Source organism: Paenibacillus sp. JT22N15 (assembly GCF_059383755.1).
Genome location: NZ_JBXENV010000008.1, coordinates 117,419 through 136,971, shown reverse-complemented (window position 1 = coordinate 136,971; position 19,553 = coordinate 117,419). Strand labels below are relative to the sequence as shown.

Below are 19,553 nucleotides of genomic sequence, written 5' to 3'. Positions count from 1 at the left end.
ACCAGCATCTTTATCTAGGAAATCAGCTTGCGGATCACTTCATGGAGCGGAATCATGCGGCGGCCAAGCAGCTTTGGCGGGTCGTCACTCTCGATTACAGCCAAGCTATTTGCAGGAACTAGCTGCAGCAATGATTCGACGATCAATGATCCAAGCTGACCCGTTGCTCCGGTTACCATTAATTTCATCTTTTAATACCTCCATATCCCTTATAAATTTGGATTTGTTCGTTTATGTCCATCGACATAATTAAAGTTATCATATAGAATTATGACAACAGTATGTCATAGTTTTTTTCGCAAAAAAAAATAAAAAATAAGGATGAATCCCTTGAAGATTGATCGACTATTATCCATCGTTATGCTGCTGCTTGAGCGTAATAAGGTCAGTACTTCTACCCTTGCCAAAATGTTTGAAGTCACTCCTCGCACGATTTTCCGAGATATAGAAGCGATAAATAGAGCCGGCATTCCCATTATTTCTTATCCGGGTGTTCATGGCGGTATTGGCATTATGGAAGCCTACAAAATAGAAAAAAAGCTATTTACCGTTTCGGATATAACGGCCTTATTAATTGGGCTTAACAGCATTCAAGCTTCAATGTCCAGTGAAGAAATTTTAACTACGATTGCGAAAGTAAAGGGGCTCGTTTCCGAAGAGCAAATGAAGGATTTTGAAAGTCAAATTTCTATTGACCATACGCCCTGGCTAGGCAACCGTAACGTAAAGCCGAATTTCGAGGAAATGAAAAATGCGATTCATGAGAAGAAGCTATTGTCGTTTAAATATTCTGACCATAACAGCAAGCGGACGCTGAGAAAAATCGAGCCCTACCGTTTGGTACTGAAAAATTCAAACTGGTATTTACAGGGCTATTGTATGGCCAAACAGGATTTTCGCACATTTAAATTATCTCGCATTTCAGCTCTTAAACCTCTTAATGAAAGCTTTGTGCCTAGGGAAATTGGGCCAGAGCTATTCGAAATGGCTGAAAAACATACGATTACCATTAAGCTTCTAATTGATGAGTCGCTTCGCGACTTTATGGTGGAGTACTGCGGGGAGCAAAACGTCGAGCCTCATGGAGGAAATAATTTTGTCGTTTCCTTTCCATTCAATGAAAATGACCTTGGATACGGTTATTTACTTGGCTTTGGCGATAAATGCGAGTGCCTGGAGCCTGAACATGTGCGTTTAGAGCTTATTAAGAGAATTAATCATTTAGTGGATACTTACAAGCTGCGTGCATTCCCGCAGGTGGACCATGAGAAATAAGCTTGTAACAGCTTTTGAAAGCGGCATAACCTAATAAACCTTAAGCAAAAAAAGCGTGAAGCTTGGACGAAATACGAGTGTCCAAGCTTCACGCTAAAATTGAAATCTTGCATGCCCACCGTCTGCTATGCCTTCAATGCGCTCCAGCTCCAGCAGCTTGCGCTTCATCTCCAGACCTCCGCGAAAGCCAGTCAGCTTGCGGTCCGCCCCAACAATTCGGTGGCAGGGCAGCAAAATCGGAATCGGGTTGGCGCCATTCGCAGCACCGACAGCCCGTACTGCCGTAGGCCGTCCGATGGCAGCCGCAATATCGCCATAGGTTCGAGTCTCACCATAAGGCACCTGACCAAGCGCGGTCCATACTTGCTGTTGAAAGGCCGTCCCGATTAAATCGAGCGGTATTTCAGCAAAGGAGCTGCGTTCCCCGGCAAAATAACGCTCCAGCCATTCCACAATGCCTGTCCGTCTAATCGCCTCTGCATCTTCCCGCGGCTCCTTGCCGGGCGCTGCTTTGTTCATCCAATTGCGCCAGCCTTCCAGCTCCTCATGTGGGAATACTACACGGCACAGCCCCCGCTCGGTTGCAAGCAATAACCACCTTTGCTTGGCAAGCTCCAGCTCCATCCACATCATATCCGTTCTCATCAGCCCTCGTCCTTTCCTAGCGAATGTTATGAAAAAGAAACCCATAGACTGGACGCTTCTACTCCAAGCGTCCAGTCTATGGGCATCCGTCTATGCTAATGTTCCGGCATTTTTTGAGCAAGCTCAAATATCGTTTGATTTCTTAGATGCTCCTCCATCTTCCCCTCAGCTGACACCATCACTTGTTGAATTAAACAAGTGGAACTATGATTCAGCGAGCAATCAAACAAGGAGGCCGTGCCTTCGATGGCATGAATAATATCCAGAAACGATATTTGTTCCCAATTGCGCTTTAGCTTGTAGCCTCCGTTGGCGCCTGAAGCGGATTCAATCATGCCCGCTTTAACGAGCTTGGTCAATATTTTGGACAAATAGGTAGGCGATACTTGCTGCCTCTCTGCCAACTGCTGAACCCCAACTGGCTTATCCGGGCTGGTCGCCACAAGAAACAGCATCGTATGAAGAGCATAGTTAGTAGCTTTTGAATATTTCATGCGGGTCATTCCCCTCAATACAAGACTTCATTTATCTATATTAGCGGTTATTAGCTTAGCTAGTCAAGCTTGCCGGGTGACTACAAAGCGGGCATCAGCCTTTAAAAATGACCGTGAATTTCACGCCCTTCTCGGTATTTTCAACCTGGTACTCACTTTCATGGAGCTCCAAGATCCGTTTCACAATAGAGAGTCCCAGTCCCGTGCCTCCTGTTCGCCGATTGCGCGAGCTTTCGACGCGGTAAAAACGCTGCCATATTTGCTCCAGCTTTTCCTCGGGAATCGTATCGCCAACATTTTCTATGGAGAAAATCAGCCTGCTCCCTCTGCCCTCAATCTGAATCGTAATGGCGCTGTTTTCCTGCGCGTGCTGAATCGCATTGCCTATGAAATTTGATAGCACATGCTTCATCCACCTCGCGTCGGCATGCAGCGGGAGCTCATTGCTCGTCATGACGGTAGCCTCAAGCTGCTTAGCTTGCAGCATATGGACATAGTTTCCCGTCACTTCCTCAAGCAGCTCGCTAAGCATAAATGTGCTTTTACGCAGCTTGAACGTATCGGATTGCAGCGTGGCCAAATTGAGCATGTCCTCCACAAGCATTTCCATGTTCTGCGCTTCCTCTACAATCACCTTTAAATAGTGATCCTGCTTTCCCGCTCCTACGCCATCCTGCAGCCCTTCGCTGAAGCTTTTCACAATACTAAGCGGCGTTTTCAGCTCATGAGAAGCATTTGCGAAAAATTCCTGCTGAGCCTGTTCCATCCTTTGCTTTTCCGCAATATCTTTTACAAGCTGCTGATTGGCCTTCTTCAGATCTCCTAGTGCAGTGTCCAAGCTGCGTGAAAGGGTATGGAGGCTGCTTGATAAGCTTCCCAGCTCATCGTTTTGCCGAATTGGCTCATGCACGCTGAAATCGAGCTGCACCATCCTTTTGGCTGCATTGTTCATCGAAATGAGCGGACGGGTAACCATTTTTGAAAAAAAGAACGATAAAATGATGATGAGGATAAATCCACCTACACCTAAATAGACGTAAAACCAACGCAAAGCTTCATTCGTTTCGCCGATTTCCTGCAGAGAGGTGACGGAAAACAGCAAATCCACTTCCCCCGATTGCTGCTCAACGGGATAAATCATGATCGAATTGCGAACACCTGACCATGTTTGCGTCCACTTTTCCTCTACAACCTCCATGTTTTCGAGCTTTTCCTTCCGCTCCTGACTGAGTGGGAACCACTCGCTGATCGCATCCAGCAAAATGCCTTGCCGCGTCGTATACGTCCTCGAAACGGGTTGGATCAGTTCGGTGACGATGCCGGAAACCTTCTTATACTCGCCTCCGATCGTCACATTGGAGGTGTAGCCTACACTTGGGCGGCCCGTTTTGTGAATGCTTAACGGATAAAGCACCTGATTCATCGATTCTGCCCCAGGCTCCATCTCCCCTTCCACCGTTACAACATTCCCCGACTGAATGCCGGCTGCCCGGAATTCCGTTTCGTAGCTATTCAAGAACAAGGACAAGGGAACAACATACAAGCTTTGATCATCCGTTTTTAATGTAATGTGATAAGGATCATCCATTCTCACTTTGCCGTCCAGCGTTAAAATGGCGAGCTGGATTTTATTTTGAAGCATAAAACGGGCAGCTTCATTAGACGTTTTGCTGGAGCTCCAGCCGGTCTGGGCATAGTTTTGGGCAAATTTCGCCAGCTGCTTTTCATTGCCGCTTATTTTCTGATTTTCATAAAATTGATCAAACAGCAGCAGCTGACAGAGGATGACCATGCCGTAAAAACAAAGAAAAAAGACAACGGTCATAATGAACAGCTTAAAAGTAACTCCCCGCTTCTTCATGGCTCCTCCTCAAATTTATAACCCGTACCAATAACGGTGCGAATATGCCGGGCCTCAAAGCCGAGCTTGCTCCGGAGCTTCTTAATATGGGAATCAACGACACGGGAATCCCCTTCAAAATCCATCCCCCAAATTTGGTTCAAAATGACGTCTCTGCGCAAAACAATCCCTTTATTTTTAATTAAAAACAATAACAAATCGTATTCTTTAGGCGCGAGCACCACCTCGGCGCCGCTTACATCCAAACGGTGAGCGGTCAAATTAAGCATCGCATCGCCAAATTTCAATATATTCGGCTGCAGCACGACGCTGCCCTCCACCCGTTTCATTAAGGCGGCTGCTCGCGCCAGCAGCACCTTAGGACTGAAGGGCTTCGTCACATAATCGTCGGCACCTAGCTCAAACCCCATAATTTTATCTTCATCGCTTGATTTAGCCGTCAATAAAATAATCGGAATAGCCAAGCTGCTCCGTACCTGCCGGCATACCTCGAAGCCATCCAATTGCGGCATCATAATGTCGAGAATGATCAGATCGGGCTGCACAGTGCCCAGCCAAAGCAGCGCTTCCTTGCCATTTTCCGCCTCAAATACGCGCCAGCCGCTCATCTTGAAATAATCGGCTATCACTTCCCGAATCAAGCTTTCGTCTTCAACTAGCAATAACGTTTTATTCATTATTTGAGTTCCTCTTCTATCCATAATGATCCTTACTTTAACAATCGACTATGGCTTTTATGTGCCCAATCCGCTCAGAGCAGATCGATCTTATCTATTATACCCAATCTAGTTTGAGGAGATAGGGCGTGCTGCATAACCATATAGCAAAAAGAACGAAGCATAGCTGCTCTTCCAAAGGGAAGAAGCGCCTTCGCTTCGTTCTTTTTGTACACCATTAACCTACTTGCTAGTCAACTGGCTTTCTCATTAGCTGCTTTAGCCTTTCTTGGCCAGATCGTATAGCTGAAGCTGATCACAAAATCAATGCCGAGCACCCATGTCCACCACTCCATGACTTGCCTTAAAGCCACTGTCTGGGGCGGCTCGTTAACCATTATAATCATGCCATACAACACTGCACATCCAATAGCCCAAGCAGCGAGATGGCGAAGCCAGCCTAACCGCTCATTGCGGGCATGCTCTTCACCCGTTTTCGCTTTCTTCTGTGGTGCAAGGCCTCCGGCAAAGCGATGGGCAAACTGCACATCTGCCCAACGGATCATCGAATGCCCATATGCGATCGAACAGCCGATATATATGGCAGCCAGCCCGTGAACGAAGCTCGCCTCTGCCCCGCCACGAAGGTGAATAACTGTAGCGGCAAGCAGCACCAGATCGATGACAGGGGTGCAGTACAGCAGAAACGCTCCTAGCTTAGGGGCGCGCAGCATATAGCGGCTAATTAGACCAGCCAGCACAAACACCCAGAAAGCCATTTCACAGCCAATAATAAACACGGCCATTGTATCCTCCGCCTTTTTTAGTACGAATGTATTATTTAAACACCGTTGTTATTATAGCTCAATTGTATTAAAAAAACAACTGCGCTATAATACACTCATGCCAAAAATAGTTGATCACAATAAACGAAAAGAAGAAATTGCCGAAGCCGTATGGCGCATTATCGTTAGGGAAGGGCTGGACAGCGTCTCCGTGCGCCGCGTTGCCGACGAGATGGCCATGTCGCTCGGATCCATTAGACATTATTTTGTTTCGCAGGACGAGCTGCTGGTCTTTTCCATGCAGCTTGTTTCACAGCGTGTCAATGAGCGTATACAAGCGCTGCCCTTTACCGGAATGGTCCGCCACGATATGGAGCTGATCATCTGGGAGCTGATGCCACTGGAGGAAGTGAGTATGCAAGAAGCGCAAATTTGGCTCGCCTTCGCAGGAAGAGCGTCCGTAAGCGAAGCGATACGAGCGATAAGCCTCAGCACCTATGAGGAAATATACAACGGCCTAAGAAGGTCGTTAGAGCGTCTTATCCAGCAAGGCGTAACGATAGCAAATATAGATGCCGAATACGAAACGGCAAGGCTTCATGCCCTAGTGGACGGACTTGTCGTGCATGGCGTCACCTATCCACAGCGATTCAGCAAGGAAAGGATGAAAAGCATCGTTATCCAGCATCTCGATACACTGATGAAAATCCCTTGAACATCTGGATGTTTTCAAAAAATAGGAGCTGGTCAGTTGGAAGCCATTAAATAAGCTATGCCGTTGATCCGGCTTATTTAATGGCTTCCATATGTATCATTTACTATGGAGTTAATGATTTATGCTTTATATTATATTTTTTCCATTTCCTTATTTTCGCACGGAATGATTTAAATGGAGCCGCCGAATTAATATGAATCCACCGGGCCATCGGCCAGTTTTCCTTACTACCCGTCCAGTGGCGAGCGCCTTGTATAAAAAGCTCGTCCTCGGTTAATGTGTCAATCCATTCCAGCCAGCGCTGCTCCTCTTTCCGAAATAAGTCTCTAAGCTCAGATAGGGAATATGCACCGTACCTCTCGTAAAAAGATTGGTACAGGTTACCGAGCTGGTTCCATTTATGATCTGGAGTTGGCATAATGACACGGCGCCCTGCTTCCTCATCCCTATCCCAGCCCATAACTAGACCAAGCCAGCCCAGTTGGTAAGCGATTATTTCAGCAGGCGTTTTATCCACGTCCGGTATTCTGTCATCCTTTTGATCATTGCTGATTTCATCAAACTCCTTGTCGAGCAGTACATAATTGGAGTGGATAACTTCCAACAGTTCTTTTTTGGATGTATATTCATAGCTCGCCATAATAACACCCCTCTTTATCATTTCGGTTATATCACATCCGTGTGCAATGATGAATTAAAATTCATACCCTTTCACCTTCGCATAAACACAAGTATTAGCAAGCTCGCCTGTCTGCTCACGGGCGGACTTTCGCAAAATGCCCTCCAGCGTAAAACCGGCCCGCTCCGCTACCCGCGCACTGGCGTGGTTCATCTCATTACAGCGAATTTCGATTCGGCTGGCATTCAGCTCCTGAATGGCAAAGGTGGTAATTCCATTTACCGCCTCCGTCATCAAACCTTGGCCGGAACGCGACGTTCTCAGCCAATAGCCGATTTCAAACCTCCGCACATCCCAGTCAAATCGGTGCAATCCGCTGCTGCCGACAAATTCACCCGTCTGCTTATCAAACAAATGCAGGGGCAAATCGGTACGCTCCAAAAAATTCAACCGAGCCTTCCTTACATAAGCTTCCGATTGCTCTACAGTAGGCATGGTTTGCACAAATGGCATCCACGGCTTCAACTGCTCCAGGCTTTCAACAATCGCCTCATTGCTAAAAACACCGTCCCCCCACTGCGGAGCCCGAATGAGCAAGTGCTCGGTTTCAAACGATTCAGGGAAAGAAATTAAAATTGGATTTTCGCTCATTTCATACAGCACCTCCTGAAGGATAAGGAAATAAATTTTTTATAGTATAACGGCGATTCCATTATTTTACCAGCCTATTTTCGCCAGCTTTCCCCTCTATTCCTTTATGAGCCTATTAATCTATAAAACAATCAATTGTCTCGTTACAAACACTAGGTTCGCTTCATATATTATCTTATGAAGTGGAAAGGGGAATGCATATGCCTAACATCGAAAGTTCACACCGTTCTGAAGGTAACCGTACTGGCGGCAACCGTACTGGCGGCAACCGTACTGGCGGCAACCGCACTGGCGGCAACCGTACTGGCGGCAACCGTACTGGCGGCAACCGCACTGGCGGCAACCGTACTGGCGGCAACCGCACTGGCGGCAACCGTACTGGCGGCAACCGCACTGGCGGCAACCGCACTGGCGGCAACCGCACTGGCGGCAACCGCACTGGCGGCAACCGCACTGGCGGCAACCGCACTGGCGGCAACCGCACTGGCGGCAACCGTTAATCGCCATGCTCCTTTGCTCCCTTGAGCTGAAGCAAATACAAACAAGAAGAGCTGGGCCTATGAAGGCCCAGCTCTTCTTGTTTGTTAAATTTTACTCGCAATACTCTGTGTTACCTGCGACAGCCGTATGGATGCAAGCTTATCCTCCATCGCCTGCTGCGCTTCAGCAAACACCTCTTCGAGCGACGACTGGATGTTTCGTCCAGTCGGACAAGCCGGATTCGGCTTGTCATGAATCGCAAACAATTCCTCCTGCGTCTGCGATTGAACTGCCCGATAAATATCGAGCAGCGAAATTTCGTCCAGCGGACGGGTAATGCTCGCTCCAGCCACTCCCGGACTAGTCTGTACAAGACCCGCTTTCGCCAGCATGCCGATGATGCGGCGAATGACAACCGGGTTTGTATTCACACTGCCTGCAATATGGTCGGACGTCAAACGCTCGTCCTTATCCAAATCCAGCAGGCTCATGATGTGTATGGCTACTGCAAACCGATTGCTAGTCACGATGACCACCCTGCTTTCTATTCGACAAATGCAACCTGTCCATTCGAAAGTGAAGCAATTCTTGCCAGCGACTCCACTCGGTATCCCAGCTCAAGCAATCGTTCTCTGCCCGGCTGGAAAGACTTTTCAATGACGATGCCGATTCCTGCAACTTTGGCTCCAGCTTGCTCTACGATGCGCGCCATGCCAAGTGCCGCCTCCCCATTTGCCAGGAAATCATCGATGACGAGAAACACATCGTCCGCCTGTACAAACTTGCGGGCAACGCTAACCTCGCTCTCCTCCTGCTTCGTAAAGGAATATACCTTATGCGTGTATAAATCATCTTGAAGCGTCAATGACTTGCGTTTCCGGGCAAAAATCAGCGGAACGTCCAGCTTCATTGCCGCCATGACGGCAGGCGCAATTCCTGATGATTCAATCGTTAACACCTTCGTCACACCCGCAGCAGCAAACAGCTCTGCAAGATGCTCCCCAATGGCAAACATCAATTTCGGATCAATCTGGTGATTCAAAAACGAATCTACTTTAAGCACCTGCTCGCCTAGCACGATGCCCTCTTCTCTAATCTTCTGCTTCAAAAGCTCCATCCGTCATACTTCCCCTTCCAAAATGCTGCCACGTTCCTGAGAGGCCGGTTCATACAAATACGTCCTGCTCAGCTTGACGACCCGCCTGTTTGCTCTGCGAATGACGACGGAAGCATCATCCCAAGCTACGACGATGCCAATGACGTCATTCATCTCCAGCCCGTCGCGGACAACGCGCACTTTCTCGCCGCTTATTCGGAACTGATCCAGCAATTCCTCACTAACCATGCACGAACACTCCTCCCCTCAAGCCGCACTCCCGTATATGGTGAAAAAAAACCTCAATAAACTGTAGAACCGTTTATTGAGGCTGATATATGCTATTGATCTGCGTATGCCTTAGCCAACATGTTCCTTGGAATCATTCGTTTCATACCACTCATCCAATACGCGCGAGGACATGACACGCTTACCAATGTACTCGGCTTGACGCTCGCTAAACGGCTCACGCCATTCCAGATCCAGCTCTTCAAACAGCTTCACGATCGTAAGCAGCTCTGACCATGCTACATATCTTTTGTACCAGAAAAATTGCGGATGCTCAATCATATAAGGGTACAAATCATCAAATTCCGTATGTTTGCAATCTAATGCACGCTCAAAATGATTTTTCGCATCGGATAATTTGACATCCATGAATTCTGCTGACCAATTTCCCATTATTTCTGCCTCCCCTCGATCACTTACGTTTTATTATAAGCCAATTTCACTTGCGGGGAAAGAGCAATTGTTCTGGAACATCTTACTCAAATGTAATTTGGCCGCCTTCAAGCGACGAGATGCTAACGAGCGATTCCACGCGAACCCCTTGCTCACGCAGCGTGCGCGAGCCTGCCTGAAACGATTTTTCCACGACAACACCCATGCCCACAAGCTTTGCGCCAGAGCGCTCAATAATTTTGAGAAGTCCTCGTGCTGCATCGCCATTGGCAATAATATCATCAATAAACAGCACCCGGTCTTCGCTTGTCAAATATTGCTTGGATACCATAATATCGGTAACCATCCCTTTCGTAAACGAAGGGACACGCTCACAATAAGCGTCATTATCTGCGATTAGCGTCTTTTTGCGTCTTGCAAAAACAAGCGGTACACCAAGCACATAAGCAGCTGCAAAAGCAGACGGGATGCCTGAAGACTCTATTGTGATGACCTTCGTAATTTGCTCCCCAGCGAAGCGGTTTGCAAACTCATGGCCCATTTCCATCGTTAATGCAGGATCGACCTGGTGGTTGATAATAGAATCCAGCCTAAGCACATCCGTTGACAGTACCGAAGCCTGTTCCAAAATTCGTTGTTTTAAAATATCCATCGTATGCCATTCCCCCCACCAAAAATTCCTTTTGGATAACTTACCATAGGTATAGCCAGCAGCGCAATAAGAAACGCATAACTTGCCTCCTCGTTTCCGCCCATAGGAATTAATGGGTCGTTTCCCCAACTTTTTTGCCCTTTAACAGAAACTTTTTCCCAATATCATCCGTTTTACCTTATAGTAGAATAAAAGCATCATCACAATGATGACAAGCGAGGAGCGCTGCAAAGTGACGAACATGAAGAAATCACCTTATCGATTTGCAAAACATGCCGCAGTTATAACCATTGCCGTTGCAACAGCTGGCTGTCAAAGCATGGCCGGGCCAAATGAAACGGCTCAAAGCGCAAGTACTCCCTTGACAGCAGACCAGCTGCTCACTCAGTCGGACAGCCCGCAAAAAACCTATTTGGAAAACGTTCTGGAGCAACAGCAAAGCCCTGTGCAAAATCAGGCGATTGAAGATCATGTAGACGCCAGTACCGAAGTGAATGCTGCAAACGGCTTGTCGAGCAATAAAACAACACCAGCCAAAACAACGGAAGAAGGAAAATGGAATGCCGCCAAGCCGGCACTTCTCGGCCTTGCAATCGGCGATTCCAAAGCAGCCATGACGAAGCTTTTTGGCACTGCTCTCGATTCCTACACGCTGGAGGAAGAAAATCAGGTTAAAATTGAAGTCCACGAATATGATGGCTTCGCTATTGGCCTGAGCGACAAAAATACGATTCAATACATCGAAGTGTATGATAAAAAAGTAAAAACCGGACTTAGCGGCGTTAAAATCGGCGACCATTCCAAAACTGCCGTTAAGGCGCTTGGCAAACCTACGTCACAAAGCGGCTTTATTATCGCATACGAGGGAACAAAGACGCTGCTCAAGCTCGATCTTGATCCCGATTTAAGCGAGATCGTGTCCATCAAGCTGCTTGCCCGCAGCTAGCTTTAGTAATCCCCGGTCAACCACAGCATGAGTAAAGCAACGAGCAAAATCGGAAACGTAAACAGCAGCCCATATTTCGTATACTCCCGCCATGAAACCTTTACGCCGCCCTGACTCAGCAGTTGCAGCCACAGCAGCGTAGCAAGCGAACCGATGGGCGTAAGCTTCGCCCCAATCGCCGTTCCTAGCAGGCTGGCGTAAGGCAAATAATCTGCCCCATTCACCTGAGTAATCGCAAGCGACGAAATGAGAACCGCGGGCAGGTTGTTAATAGCTGCCGCCAGCAGCGCAAACAACAATCCCGAACCAAATATGCCAGCCATTGGCGAGCCGCTGGAAGCCGCAGCAATCAAGTCCGGAAACCACGCAACAGCCCCATGCACATGCAAACTGTACACAACCAAATTCATCGCCAGCGCAAATACGATAATGAGCCACGGTGCCCGCAGCACCGTCTGTTTGGCATCCACTTGTTTAAAAATAGCCGACGCCACCCAATGGAGCCCCGCACAACCAAGCGCAATCACACAAGCTGGAAGCCCGAAATGCTCCGACATCAAATAACCGGCCATCATGATGATGATAATGACCCAGGAAAGCCTGAACAGCGTAACATGGCCCAGCACGGTTGCAGGCTTCGGAAATACCTTTGGCATGTCGCCCCTGCTCTTGTCATTTTTAATGATCCGGCCAAAATAAGTTAAAGTAACTGCAATGGTCGCGCTAATTGCCGCAAGTCCAGGCAGCAGCATTTGCGAGGCATATTGATCAAAAGGAATATGAAAAAAATCGGCCGTCAATATATTCGTCAAGTTGCTCATCATCAAGGGAGCGCTTGCTGTATCTGCCATCAGCCCGATTCCGAGCAAGTAGGCGAGCCTTGCTTTACGGGACAGCTTCAGCAGCGCGGTTACTTCGAGCACAATTGGCACCATAATCAAAATCGTTCCATCGTTGTTGAAAAAAATCGTAATTCCCGCAGCGAGCAGCGACAGCATTGTAAACAGCAGCAGCGGCAGTCGGTTAAAGCGATGGACAATATGCAGCGCCGCCCAGCGGAAAAAGCCATTTTGATCCAGCAAAGACGTAAAAATCATAATGCCAATCAATGAAAACGTCGCATTCCACACAAATCCCCAGATGTATACGACATCCTCCAGCTTTAGCAGCTGTAAAACAAATAAAATAATAGCTCCGGCAAGCGCAATTAAAGCTTCATTCATGCCTTTTGGCTTCACCAGTATAAGCGCCAGCGTGATAATAAATACGATAATGGAAATAATCATAGTCATAGCCTTTATGCCAACCTGCCTTTAGTCAGATGAACTTGCAGTCATGCCCGTCCCGTTTTGGACATACCTTCTATAAAGCATGTGCAGAAGAGTTCGGAAACGGGGGAAGGGCAAATCATGATAATGAAACGAACAGGTAAGGTGCTGCAAATTGCATCTACCTATATGGGTACTGTTGTGGGAGCCGGCTTTGCGACAGGGCAGGAAATTTTACAATTTTTCACCCGTTTCGGCTATTGGGGGACGCTGACGATCGCTTTAGCGACCTTCCTCTTCATATGGCTAGGTACCAAAATGATGCTGATTGCCAGCGATATTCGCGCCAAATCGTATGAAGATCTGAATAAAGCGCTGTTTGGCGAGCAATATGGCCGTTGGATCAGCCACTTTATGTTCGTTATTTTGCTCGGGGTTACCGCCGTTATGCTAGCTGGAGCCGGAACGATTTTTTATGAAAACTGGAATATCTCTTATCAAACCGGCCTGCTCATTACGATTGTCGGCTGTTATTTCCTGCTGCGCAAAGGGATGAAGTCGATTTTGATGGTCAATGCGATCGTCGTTCCCGTCATGCTGCTGTTTACCGTCCTCATTATTATTGATACATTCAATACGCCAGGCGCCGGGCGCTTTATCTCGCTTGCCAGCGATCATTCGATCTGGGCAGCATGGGCTGCGCCTTTCCTGTATGCCGCCTTCAACCTGTCGATGTCCCAAGCGGTACTTGTCCCGCTCGGAGCCGAAATCCGCGACCGTAAAGTGATCATCATCGGCTCTTGGCTCGGCGGCATTGGCATTGGCTTCATGCTTCTTGCCGGCCATATTGCCTTGTCCGTACATATGCCTGGCATTCAGCAATATGCCATTCCAATGGGAGGCATCGCCAAGCAGCTTGGGCAAAGCGTGCAATTTATTTATGTATTCCTGATTTTCGCCGAAATTTTCACCACCCTGATCGCCGACATTTACGGCCTTACCCTCCAGCTGCAAGAGCGGCTGAAATGGTCACGTTCCATTATTACAACGATCATCCTGCTGTTCTGCTATATGGCAAGCCAGATCGGATTCGGGCCGCTTCTATCCACTCTTTACCCGATATTCGGGCTGATCAGTCTCGGCTGGCTGTATTTAATTATCCGCAAGCGAATGGACCGGAGCGAGGCTTAGGCAGCTTCTGCCCTTGGCCTTCTGCTCCAGCCCACTCCGAAATGACAGCATTTGATTATTCCGCTTGACGCAGCGTATTGACGTACACTTTTTTCAACTGTGCAATAACCCGCGTCAGCGAATAAACCTGCTTTGCTTTATCCCAGCCTGAACGCGCCAAGTTGTAGCGATAAGAGGAATCCGTAACCAGCTTCTCCAGCGCCTCAGCAAGTGCAATCGGGTCCTCTGGCGGTACGAGCAATCCATTGACGCCATCATCAATTTGCTCCGAAATGCCCCCGACATTCGTTCCGACAAGCGCCAACCAGCAGAGCGCGGCCTCGGCAAATACGGAACCGAACGCCTCCGCACGCGAAGGCAGCACGAAAATATCAAAAAACGGCATAAATTCCTCGGGATGCAGCATGTAACCGTAAAAAATAATATCGTCATATAAATCCAGCTCGACTGCAAGCTGCTCCAGCTCAAGGCGAATCGGCCCATCTCCAATAATATGCAGGACGAAGGGATGACCCCTGCGCTTCAGCTCGGCACAGCCATGAAGAAGAATGTCAATGCCTTTGGCCGGTACTAGGCGGCATACGGTAATGAGCTGTGGAACTTCATTTTCATGGGCAATCGGCTTAAAGCGCTTCTCATCAAATCCGTTCGGAATGACCTTAATCGCTGCTGCGTCCAACACATAAGGAGAAATATACGTGCGGAATGATTCCGACACCGTCAGCAGCTTGTCAACACGCGCTTCCAGCTCGCCGTAAATAGCGGTCAAAAATTGATGCACCTTGCCATTCTCTTCGATTTTGCCATTCAATATTAGCTCGCGTTCATAGCTGGAGTGAATCGTCATCATGACGGGCGTGTCTGGATAAAGCTGCTTCATAACCAGCGCCGCAATCGGATGATGCGCATGAATAATATCATAGGACTTCTTCAGCCGCAGCTTCGTCCACCAGACGTAATCGCGGTACGTTTGAATATATTTATCGACAAGCGGATCCCCTTCAAAAGCGTGGTAATCGAATGTTTCGAATACCACTTCCTCCTGCCCTTTTCCTCTTACTCGCTTCGGAATCGAGAATAGCTCCATTTCCCATCCCATTTGCTGAAAGCGGTCCTGAATATAGGGAATCATGGAAGAAACACCACCCGGCTGCTCCGGCGGGAAAAATAAAGCTTGTAAGATGTTCATAACTTCAATCTCCTCCAAATTTGCGCTCAAAGCCTCAATTACCCGTATTCGATTGCTTGCAACGGATTACACATTTTGGGCAACGATGCCGATACTACTTATATTGGCGTTGTTCATCTGCCATCAAACATGATATAGTAGAACATATGTTTCTGTAAACAAGACGAATGTTGACAAGCGCAATTATTTTTTTAATTTTTATATTTTGAGCATATGGTGGTCTTACAATGACAATCCTTTCCTGGTTAGCAGGACCTAATGGTCAACTGCTCGCATCTTCATGCGTTATTCTCATCCTTATTCTTATGTTATTCATGTCTGTGCGCCTTAGCGCCAGCTACAAGAACAATCGAACGTATGGGCTGCTCAATGCAACGCTGCCCTTCTTCATGATTCATCAGGCGCTGCTGGCCATGCTTGCTTATGCAGGCACCGCTATTCCGCCGTGGATTCATCTGCTGGCTACAACATTGCAAATCATTTCTTTTATCATTATAAACCTTGTTTTCATGAAATTATATACTCATCGGGGAACCCGCCTGAAAGTGACGCCTTTTGTCGTCATGCTCGTTCTCACTTTTGTGATCGCTGGGCTGCACATTACGTATATGTCCTTCACTGGAGCAGAGGCTGCCTCAGGCAGAGCAGGCAACTTTATCGGCCTTGATTTTTACGCCCTGATCGTTACGTTTCTGGTTTTGCTCGATACGAAGGGTATCGATATGAATACGAAATATTTCGCCAGCCTCGTCACCTATTTCGTCTATGAGCTCGCTCATTTGGCTGATGCGTACGCTTTTCACGGCACGATGCCAGGGATGCAAATTTTCACCTATTTGCTGTCGGTCGTCTATTTTGTCCAGCTGTTTCTGCTGTTGTTTGATTGGGTTATTGAGCGTCTTATTGCAACCTATCAATCGTCGATTACCGATGGTTTGACGGGGCTGTATAATCGCCGCACTTTCAATATGAAGGCGGGCCAGCTGATGAAGCGCGGCAAAGGCGTGGCCGTTATTTTCTGCGACATTGACAACTTCAAGCAGCTTAATGATACGCAAGGCCATCATAAGGCGGATATTGTGCTGAAGCAGGTGTCGGAAATTTTGAAAGAGGAATCGGCGGGAATTGGAACGGCCGGAAGATATGGCGGCGAAGAGCTGCTCACCTGCATTACCCTCGACAAGGTGAAGCCGGAGCGGGTAGCTGAATCGATCCGCAAGCGCGTAGAGCTGGAGACGATCGTGACGATCAGCGTCGGCGTATGCATCGCGAAGAAAAACGCAGACATTCAGGAGCTGGTGAAAGCCGCTGATGAAGCGATGTATACATCCAAAAAAAGCGGTAAAAACCGCGTCACCATAGCTCCCGCCTCTGCGGCTATGAAGCAGTCGCTTTAGCAGCCGTCCCTTTTGGATCATAACGGTAATTAATAAAGACGCATTAGCGGAAGGTTAATCCTTTCGCTAATGTGTCTTTTTGTGTGCAACTGTACAATCCATAAAAAATCATTACAATTGAACCTATGTGATGCAAAGACGAAATAAGCGAAGAAAAGAGTGTGCCTTGATGACAGAAAGTGCAATGAATGCTCAGGTTGAAGCATTTTTGAGCAAAGCTAAAATGTGGAAGGAAGAATATGAGAAGCTGCGAACGATCGTTCTTGACTGTGAGCTGACCGAAGATTTTAAGTGGATGCATCCTTGTTACACGCTTGAAAATAAAAACATCGTTTTAATACACGGATTTAAAGAATATTGTGCGCTACTGTTTCACAAAGGCGCCTTGTTGCGCGATACCCATGGCATTCTAATTCAACAAACGGAAAATGTACAGGCGGCGCGCCAAATTAGGTTTACCAATGTTCAACAGATCGTTGAAATGGAAACGACTTTGAAAGCCTATATTTATGAAGCTATTGAAGTTGAAAAGGCCGGTCTGGAAGTGGAATTTAAAAAGAATACAGAATACACCATTCCTGAAGAACTTCAAAATAAACTCGATGAAATTCCTGCCTTGAAGACGGCTTTTGAAGCATTGACACCCGGACGGCAAAGAGCTTACATTTTTTATTTTTCTGAACCTAAACAATCCAAAACACGGCAATCACGGGTTGAAAAATATATGCAGCAAATTTTGAATGGAAAAGGATTAAAGGATTAAAAAGAAGGAACTTCTAAGTAGTAGAAGCTCCTTCTCTCTAAACGTGCAGTAAAATCTGGAGTAAAGCCTGATCCAAAGAAAAAGAATAATGGTTAGGATTGAATAGGAACCTCTCCGCCGGGATACAGCGTCGAGCTGTACAGCCGCTTAGGCTGTGCAAGCGCTCCGCCCTGCCCCGGTGCCGGCTCAAGCTCCTTCGGCTTGCTTGCATAGATCGTCGCCAGCTCATCGTTATAAATAACAACCTGCTCCGTCCCGCTTCCTAGCAAATCCGCATGTACCGCGTAGCCTTCCATAGGAAACTCTGCAACGACTTCTCCATAACCGTCATACAGGGCAGGAAATACGCCACCCCCACGGCGGTAGCCAAGAATATAGTCAGGCGCCTGCTCGCGCCAGACGCTCACCGTCTCAATGATCGTCAGCCAGCCAGCCGTACTGCGGTCCTCCTTCCACAGCTCTTGTCCTGTGGCATCAAGCAAGAACAGCGCGTCTTTCCCTTTCAGGCCTTTGCCATCATCCTCGCGTACGAGCCGGTCGAGCCCGGCCACTTGCAGACCAGGCGAGTCGCTGCGAAAACGTCCTAGTGCGATGTGCTGCGATTCAATGGAGCCTTCATAACGCCATAACTCCTCGCCGCTGCGGCTGTACATGACCGTAACGCTGCCGCCAATGACGAGCTCCGGCTCTCCGTCGCCATTCACATCGCCAACCCAGATGCAGTCGGCATGGTCATCCAGATCCGTACAGCTCCAGCGGAGCTTGCCCGCCGCATCCAGCAAATCATAGCCCGCCATTACCTCATCCTTGCCGTCGCCATCCAAATCGTACACCCATGGATAATGCCCCGGGTTGCCCTCATGCGTCCACAACAGCTCAAAATGCCGATTAAGCGCCCACAGCTTATGGTAGCGGTCTTTCAAAATAATGTCGGAGGCGTGCTCGCCGCCTGATAAGTTCGCAATGATGATGCAGTCATGGGCATGAGGATCCGGCAGGTCATAGCTTTCCTTAACCGTCCCAGTCGCGCCATCCAGCAGCAAAAAACGGTCCTCCATAATGCATAGCACCTCCAGCCTGCCGTCCCCATCCAAATCATAAATTTGCACGGGATAATCCGAGCCTTGTTTGCCTGCCTCTGGATCTGGCTTGCCATGCTGCCACAGCAGCCTGCCCTGCAAATCATAGGCGGTCAGGCACCGTACCTGATGGGGAATATAGCGAACATCCTGCCGATTGTCCGGCTGTACGAGCAGCAGTTCCATGCGGCCATCACCATCCAAATCGCCGATCAGCATTTTGCAGCGCGGCCCTGCCTCCCTAATGTCGATGCTTCCGAGCGTATATACCGATTCCGTTCCTGACATAATCGTTATTCCTCCTTGCTTCCTATAAGGGATACGCGGCTGCCGCCTGCAACTTCGAGCTTTACGCCATCTACGCTAAGCCAGATGCTTTGCGCATTCGGATTTTCCACAAACGTTAAAGCAGCTGAAAATTGCAGCCGCTCATACGCTTTTATATAATCAACAATCTCCTTATTCGTTGCGTACCAAATATCATCCCGGCCCCCGATGTACTCGCAAAACTGCTCCATCAGCTCCCAATTGCCTTGGTCATCAAACTCGTAGCTGTGGCCCCATACGTACATGAGATACAAATATTGCGTTTTGTGCAGTCCCGCAAACGTCTCCGCATGCTCCATCAGACGATCATTATGGTGGCAGGTCGCCTTCCATTCATGCCAATCGTCTGGCAGGCCAAAGCCTCCTGTCGTCTGTACAACCCGCGCATATTCAATGCCCAGCGAGGGCAGCATCGTCTTAATCGCTGGACTGAACGAACCATTCGGATAAGACATCCCTCTAACGGCATACCCGAACAATTGCTCCAGCCGTTTGCGGTCCTCCATCACCTCATGCACAATCTGCTCAGCCGGGCATCGTGCAATCGTCGGATGGGTCAGCGTATGAGCGGAAACCTCGTGCCCGTCGTAAAGCTTTACCGCCTCCTGCTCCGTCAGCCTGCGCCCCGTGCCGAACAGCCCGCCATTGATATGAAACGTGCCTTTAATGCCATGCTGGTTAAAAATATTTACGAGGCGCTTATCTGCGCTCACCCCATCGTCATAGCTCATTGTCAATGCTTTATGCTTGCCCTGTGGAAAACAAAGCAGTATAGACGGCATC

At 48.2% G+C, this 19,553-nt stretch carries 24 protein-coding genes; 7 read left to right on the top strand and 17 right to left on the bottom strand.

Annotation, left to right across the window (positions count from 1 at the left end):
* Positions 1-14: 14 nt before the first annotated feature.
* On the bottom strand, positions 15-188 hold the full coding sequence (locus AC50X8_RS17260; protein WP_442952561.1) for a hypothetical protein: 174 nt from the start codon (positions 186-188) through the stop codon (positions 15-17).
* Positions 189-330: 142 nt separating this feature from the next.
* Between AC50X8_RS17260 and AC50X8_RS17255 the strand changes: the two genes are divergently transcribed.
* Positions 331-1,275 (top strand): helix-turn-helix transcriptional regulator, encoded by a 945-nt coding sequence (locus AC50X8_RS17255; RefSeq protein ID WP_056041862.1) that lies wholly within the window; start codon positions 331-333, stop codon positions 1,273-1,275.
* A gap of 93 nt (positions 1,276-1,368) precedes the next feature.
* On the opposite strand, the gene AC50X8_RS17250 is transcribed toward AC50X8_RS17255, so the two are convergent.
* The 5 genes from AC50X8_RS17250 to AC50X8_RS17230 form a co-directional block, all read right to left on the bottom strand.
* Positions 1,369-1,920, bottom strand: coding sequence for a methylated-DNA--[protein]-cysteine S-methyltransferase (locus tag AC50X8_RS17250; RefSeq protein WP_056041863.1), 552 nt, complete (start codon positions 1,918-1,920; stop codon positions 1,369-1,371).
* 95 nt (positions 1,921-2,015) lie between these two features.
* The gene (locus AC50X8_RS17245; RefSeq protein ID WP_056041866.1) at positions 2,016-2,414 is read right to left on the bottom strand and encodes an Rrf2 family transcriptional regulator; all 399 of its coding nucleotides are present in this window, start codon (positions 2,412-2,414) and stop codon (positions 2,016-2,018) included.
* 94 nt (positions 2,415-2,508) lie between these two features.
* Positions 2,509-4,275, bottom strand: a complete 1,767-nt coding sequence (locus tag AC50X8_RS17240; protein WP_494861995.1) for a sensor histidine kinase — start codon at positions 4,273-4,275, stop codon at positions 2,509-2,511.
* Positions 4,272-4,952: a response regulator transcription factor gene (locus tag AC50X8_RS17235; RefSeq protein WP_056041870.1), complete on the bottom strand. Its 681-nt coding sequence runs from the start codon at positions 4,950-4,952 to the stop codon at positions 4,272-4,274. Before AC50X8_RS17235 ends, AC50X8_RS17240 begins: the two co-directional genes overlap by 4 nt.
* A 233-nt stretch (positions 4,953-5,185) precedes the next feature.
* Positions 5,186-5,737, bottom strand: a complete 552-nt coding sequence (locus AC50X8_RS17230) for a hypothetical protein (RefSeq protein WP_494861997.1) — start codon at positions 5,735-5,737, stop codon at positions 5,186-5,188.
* 97 nt (positions 5,738-5,834) lie between these two features.
* Here AC50X8_RS17230 and AC50X8_RS17225 point away from each other — a divergent pair, with 97 nt between their 5' ends.
* Positions 5,835-6,431 (top strand): TetR/AcrR family transcriptional regulator, encoded by a 597-nt coding sequence (locus AC50X8_RS17225; RefSeq protein WP_056041873.1) that lies wholly within the window; start codon positions 5,835-5,837, stop codon positions 6,429-6,431.
* Positions 6,432-6,534: 103 nt separating this feature from the next.
* Here the strand turns inward: AC50X8_RS17225 and AC50X8_RS17220 are convergent, their stop codons facing one another.
* A complete protein-coding gene (locus AC50X8_RS17220; protein WP_056041875.1) occupies positions 6,535-7,071 on the bottom strand; it encodes a ClbS/DfsB family four-helix bundle protein in 537 nt (178 codons plus the stop codon).
* A gap of 54 nt (positions 7,072-7,125) precedes the next feature.
* On the bottom strand, positions 7,126-7,701 hold the full coding sequence (locus AC50X8_RS17215; RefSeq protein ID WP_056041877.1) for a GNAT family N-acetyltransferase: 576 nt from the start codon (positions 7,699-7,701) through the stop codon (positions 7,126-7,128).
* A gap of 177 nt (positions 7,702-7,878) precedes the next feature.
* Between AC50X8_RS17215 and AC50X8_RS17210 the strand changes: the two genes are divergently transcribed.
* Positions 7,879-8,226, top strand: coding sequence for a hypothetical protein (locus AC50X8_RS17210; RefSeq protein ID WP_494880589.1), 348 nt, complete (start codon positions 7,879-7,881; stop codon positions 8,224-8,226).
* Between the two features lie 59 nt (positions 8,227-8,285).
* Here AC50X8_RS17210 and AC50X8_RS17205 read toward each other — a convergent pair whose 3' ends face one another.
* From AC50X8_RS17205 to AC50X8_RS17185, 5 genes are all read right to left on the bottom strand, one after another.
* The gene (locus tag AC50X8_RS17205; protein ID WP_099521865.1) at positions 8,286-8,711 is read right to left on the bottom strand and encodes an Rrf2 family transcriptional regulator; all 426 of its coding nucleotides are present in this window, start codon (positions 8,709-8,711) and stop codon (positions 8,286-8,288) included.
* Between the two features lie 14 nt (positions 8,712-8,725).
* Positions 8,726-9,298, bottom strand: coding sequence for a xanthine phosphoribosyltransferase (locus tag AC50X8_RS17200; RefSeq protein WP_494862007.1), 573 nt, complete (start codon positions 9,296-9,298; stop codon positions 8,726-8,728).
* Positions 9,299-9,301: 3 nt separating this feature from the next.
* Positions 9,302-9,526 carry a hypothetical protein gene (locus tag AC50X8_RS17195; RefSeq protein WP_056041882.1) on the bottom strand — a complete coding sequence of 75 codons (225 nt, stop codon included), beginning with the start codon at positions 9,524-9,526 and terminating at the stop codon, positions 9,302-9,304.
* A gap of 111 nt (positions 9,527-9,637) precedes the next feature.
* Positions 9,638-9,958, bottom strand: a complete 321-nt coding sequence (locus tag AC50X8_RS17190; protein WP_046229684.1) for a hypothetical protein — start codon at positions 9,956-9,958, stop codon at positions 9,638-9,640.
* A gap of 82 nt (positions 9,959-10,040) precedes the next feature.
* Positions 10,041-10,610, bottom strand: coding sequence for a xanthine phosphoribosyltransferase (locus AC50X8_RS17185; protein ID WP_056041884.1), 570 nt, complete (start codon positions 10,608-10,610; stop codon positions 10,041-10,043).
* Positions 10,611-10,842: 232 nt separating this feature from the next.
* On the opposite strand from AC50X8_RS17185, the gene AC50X8_RS17180 reads away from it, so the two are divergent.
* Complete coding sequence (locus AC50X8_RS17180) at positions 10,843-11,556, top strand: hypothetical protein (RefSeq protein ID WP_494880587.1); 714 nt, start codon at positions 10,843-10,845, stop codon at positions 11,554-11,556.
* Between the two features lie 2 nt (positions 11,557-11,558).
* Here the strand turns inward: AC50X8_RS17180 and AC50X8_RS17175 are convergent, their stop codons facing one another.
* Positions 11,559-12,848, bottom strand: a complete 1,290-nt coding sequence (locus AC50X8_RS17175) for an ArsB/NhaD family transporter (RefSeq protein ID WP_494880585.1) — start codon at positions 12,846-12,848, stop codon at positions 11,559-11,561.
* Between the two features lie 123 nt (positions 12,849-12,971).
* Here AC50X8_RS17175 and AC50X8_RS17170 point away from each other — a divergent pair, with 123 nt between their 5' ends.
* Positions 12,972-14,015 (top strand): YkvI family membrane protein, encoded by a 1,044-nt coding sequence (locus AC50X8_RS17170; RefSeq protein ID WP_056042087.1) that lies wholly within the window; start codon positions 12,972-12,974, stop codon positions 14,013-14,015.
* A 55-nt stretch (positions 14,016-14,070) separates the two neighbouring features.
* On the opposite strand, the gene AC50X8_RS17165 is transcribed toward AC50X8_RS17170, so the two are convergent.
* Positions 14,071-15,204 carry a glycosyltransferase family 4 protein gene (locus AC50X8_RS17165; protein ID WP_056041890.1) on the bottom strand — a complete coding sequence of 378 codons (1,134 nt, stop codon included), beginning with the start codon at positions 15,202-15,204 and terminating at the stop codon, positions 14,071-14,073.
* Between the two features lie 305 nt (positions 15,205-15,509).
* On the opposite strand from AC50X8_RS17165, the gene AC50X8_RS17160 reads away from it, so the two are divergent.
* The gene (locus AC50X8_RS17160) at positions 15,510-16,601 is read left to right on the top strand and encodes a GGDEF domain-containing protein (RefSeq protein ID WP_494880583.1); all 1,092 of its coding nucleotides are present in this window, start codon (positions 15,510-15,512) and stop codon (positions 16,599-16,601) included.
* 169 nt (positions 16,602-16,770) lie between these two features.
* Positions 16,771-17,364, top strand: a complete 594-nt coding sequence (locus AC50X8_RS17155) for a YdeI/OmpD-associated family protein (RefSeq protein ID WP_494880581.1) — start codon at positions 16,771-16,773, stop codon at positions 17,362-17,364.
* Positions 17,365-17,456: 92 nt separating this feature from the next.
* On the opposite strand, the gene AC50X8_RS17150 is transcribed toward AC50X8_RS17155, so the two are convergent.
* Positions 17,457-18,731, bottom strand: coding sequence for a rhamnogalacturonan lyase family protein (locus AC50X8_RS17150; RefSeq protein ID WP_494880577.1), 1,275 nt, complete (start codon positions 18,729-18,731; stop codon positions 17,457-17,459).
* Positions 18,732-18,736: 5 nt separating this feature from the next.
* The gene (locus tag AC50X8_RS17145; RefSeq protein WP_056041898.1) at positions 18,737-19,552 is read right to left on the bottom strand and encodes a polysaccharide deacetylase family protein; all 816 of its coding nucleotides are present in this window, start codon (positions 19,550-19,552) and stop codon (positions 18,737-18,739) included.
* Position 19,553: the final 1 nt, after the last annotated feature.

Excerpts from the sequence above, each read along its gene's own strand:
- AC50X8_RS17260 (WP_442952561.1), bottom strand. The coding sequence starts at position 188 with ATGAAATTAATGGTAACCGGAGCAACGGGTCAGCTTGGATCATTGATC.
- AC50X8_RS17250 (WP_056041863.1), bottom strand. The coding sequence starts at position 1,920 with ATGAGAACGGATATGATGTGGATGGAGCTGGAGCTTGCCAAGCAAAGG.
- AC50X8_RS17245 (WP_056041866.1), bottom strand. The coding sequence starts at position 2,414 with ATGAAATATTCAAAAGCTACTAACTATGCTCTTCATACGATGCTGTTT.
- AC50X8_RS17240 (WP_494861995.1), bottom strand. The coding sequence starts at position 4,275 with ATGAAGAAGCGGGGAGTTACTTTTAAGCTGTTCATTATGACCGTTGTC.
- AC50X8_RS17235 (WP_056041870.1), bottom strand. The coding sequence starts at position 4,952 with ATGAATAAAACGTTATTGCTAGTTGAAGACGAAAGCTTGATTCGGGAA.
- AC50X8_RS17230 (WP_494861997.1), bottom strand. The coding sequence starts at position 5,737 with ATGGCCGTGTTTATTATTGGCTGTGAAATGGCTTTCTGGGTGTTTGTG.
- AC50X8_RS17225 (WP_056041873.1), top strand. The coding sequence starts at position 5,835 with ATGCCAAAAATAGTTGATCACAATAAACGAAAAGAAGAAATTGCCGAA.
- AC50X8_RS17220 (WP_056041875.1), bottom strand. The coding sequence starts at position 7,071 with ATGGCGAGCTATGAATATACATCCAAAAAAGAACTGTTGGAAGTTATC.
- AC50X8_RS17215 (WP_056041877.1), bottom strand. The coding sequence starts at position 7,701 with ATGAGCGAAAATCCAATTTTAATTTCTTTCCCTGAATCGTTTGAAACC.
- AC50X8_RS17210 (WP_494880589.1), top strand. The coding sequence starts at position 7,879 with ATGAAGTGGAAAGGGGAATGCATATGCCTAACATCGAAAGTTCACACC.
- AC50X8_RS17200 (WP_494862007.1), bottom strand. The coding sequence starts at position 9,298 with ATGGAGCTTTTGAAGCAGAAGATTAGAGAAGAGGGCATCGTGCTAGGC.
- AC50X8_RS17195 (WP_056041882.1), bottom strand. The coding sequence starts at position 9,526 with ATGGTTAGTGAGGAATTGCTGGATCAGTTCCGAATAAGCGGCGAGAAA.
- AC50X8_RS17190 (WP_046229684.1), bottom strand. The coding sequence starts at position 9,958 with ATGGGAAATTGGTCAGCAGAATTCATGGATGTCAAATTATCCGATGCG.
- AC50X8_RS17185 (WP_056041884.1), bottom strand. The coding sequence starts at position 10,610 with ATGGATATTTTAAAACAACGAATTTTGGAACAGGCTTCGGTACTGTCA.
- AC50X8_RS17175 (WP_494880585.1), bottom strand. The coding sequence starts at position 12,848 with ATGACTATGATTATTTCCATTATCGTATTTATTATCACGCTGGCGCTT.
- AC50X8_RS17170 (WP_056042087.1), top strand. The coding sequence starts at position 12,972 with ATGAAACGAACAGGTAAGGTGCTGCAAATTGCATCTACCTATATGGGT.
- AC50X8_RS17165 (WP_056041890.1), bottom strand. The coding sequence starts at position 15,204 with ATGAACATCTTACAAGCTTTATTTTTCCCGCCGGAGCAGCCGGGTGGT.
- AC50X8_RS17160 (WP_494880583.1), top strand. The coding sequence starts at position 15,510 with ATGTTATTCATGTCTGTGCGCCTTAGCGCCAGCTACAAGAACAATCGA.
- AC50X8_RS17155 (WP_494880581.1), top strand. The coding sequence starts at position 16,771 with ATGACAGAAAGTGCAATGAATGCTCAGGTTGAAGCATTTTTGAGCAAA.
- AC50X8_RS17150 (WP_494880577.1), bottom strand. The coding sequence starts at position 18,731 with ATGTCAGGAACGGAATCGGTATATACGCTCGGAAGCATCGACATTAGG.
- AC50X8_RS17145 (WP_056041898.1), bottom strand. The coding sequence starts at position 19,552 with ATGCCGTCTATACTGCTTTGTTTTCCACAGGGCAAGCATAAAGCATTG.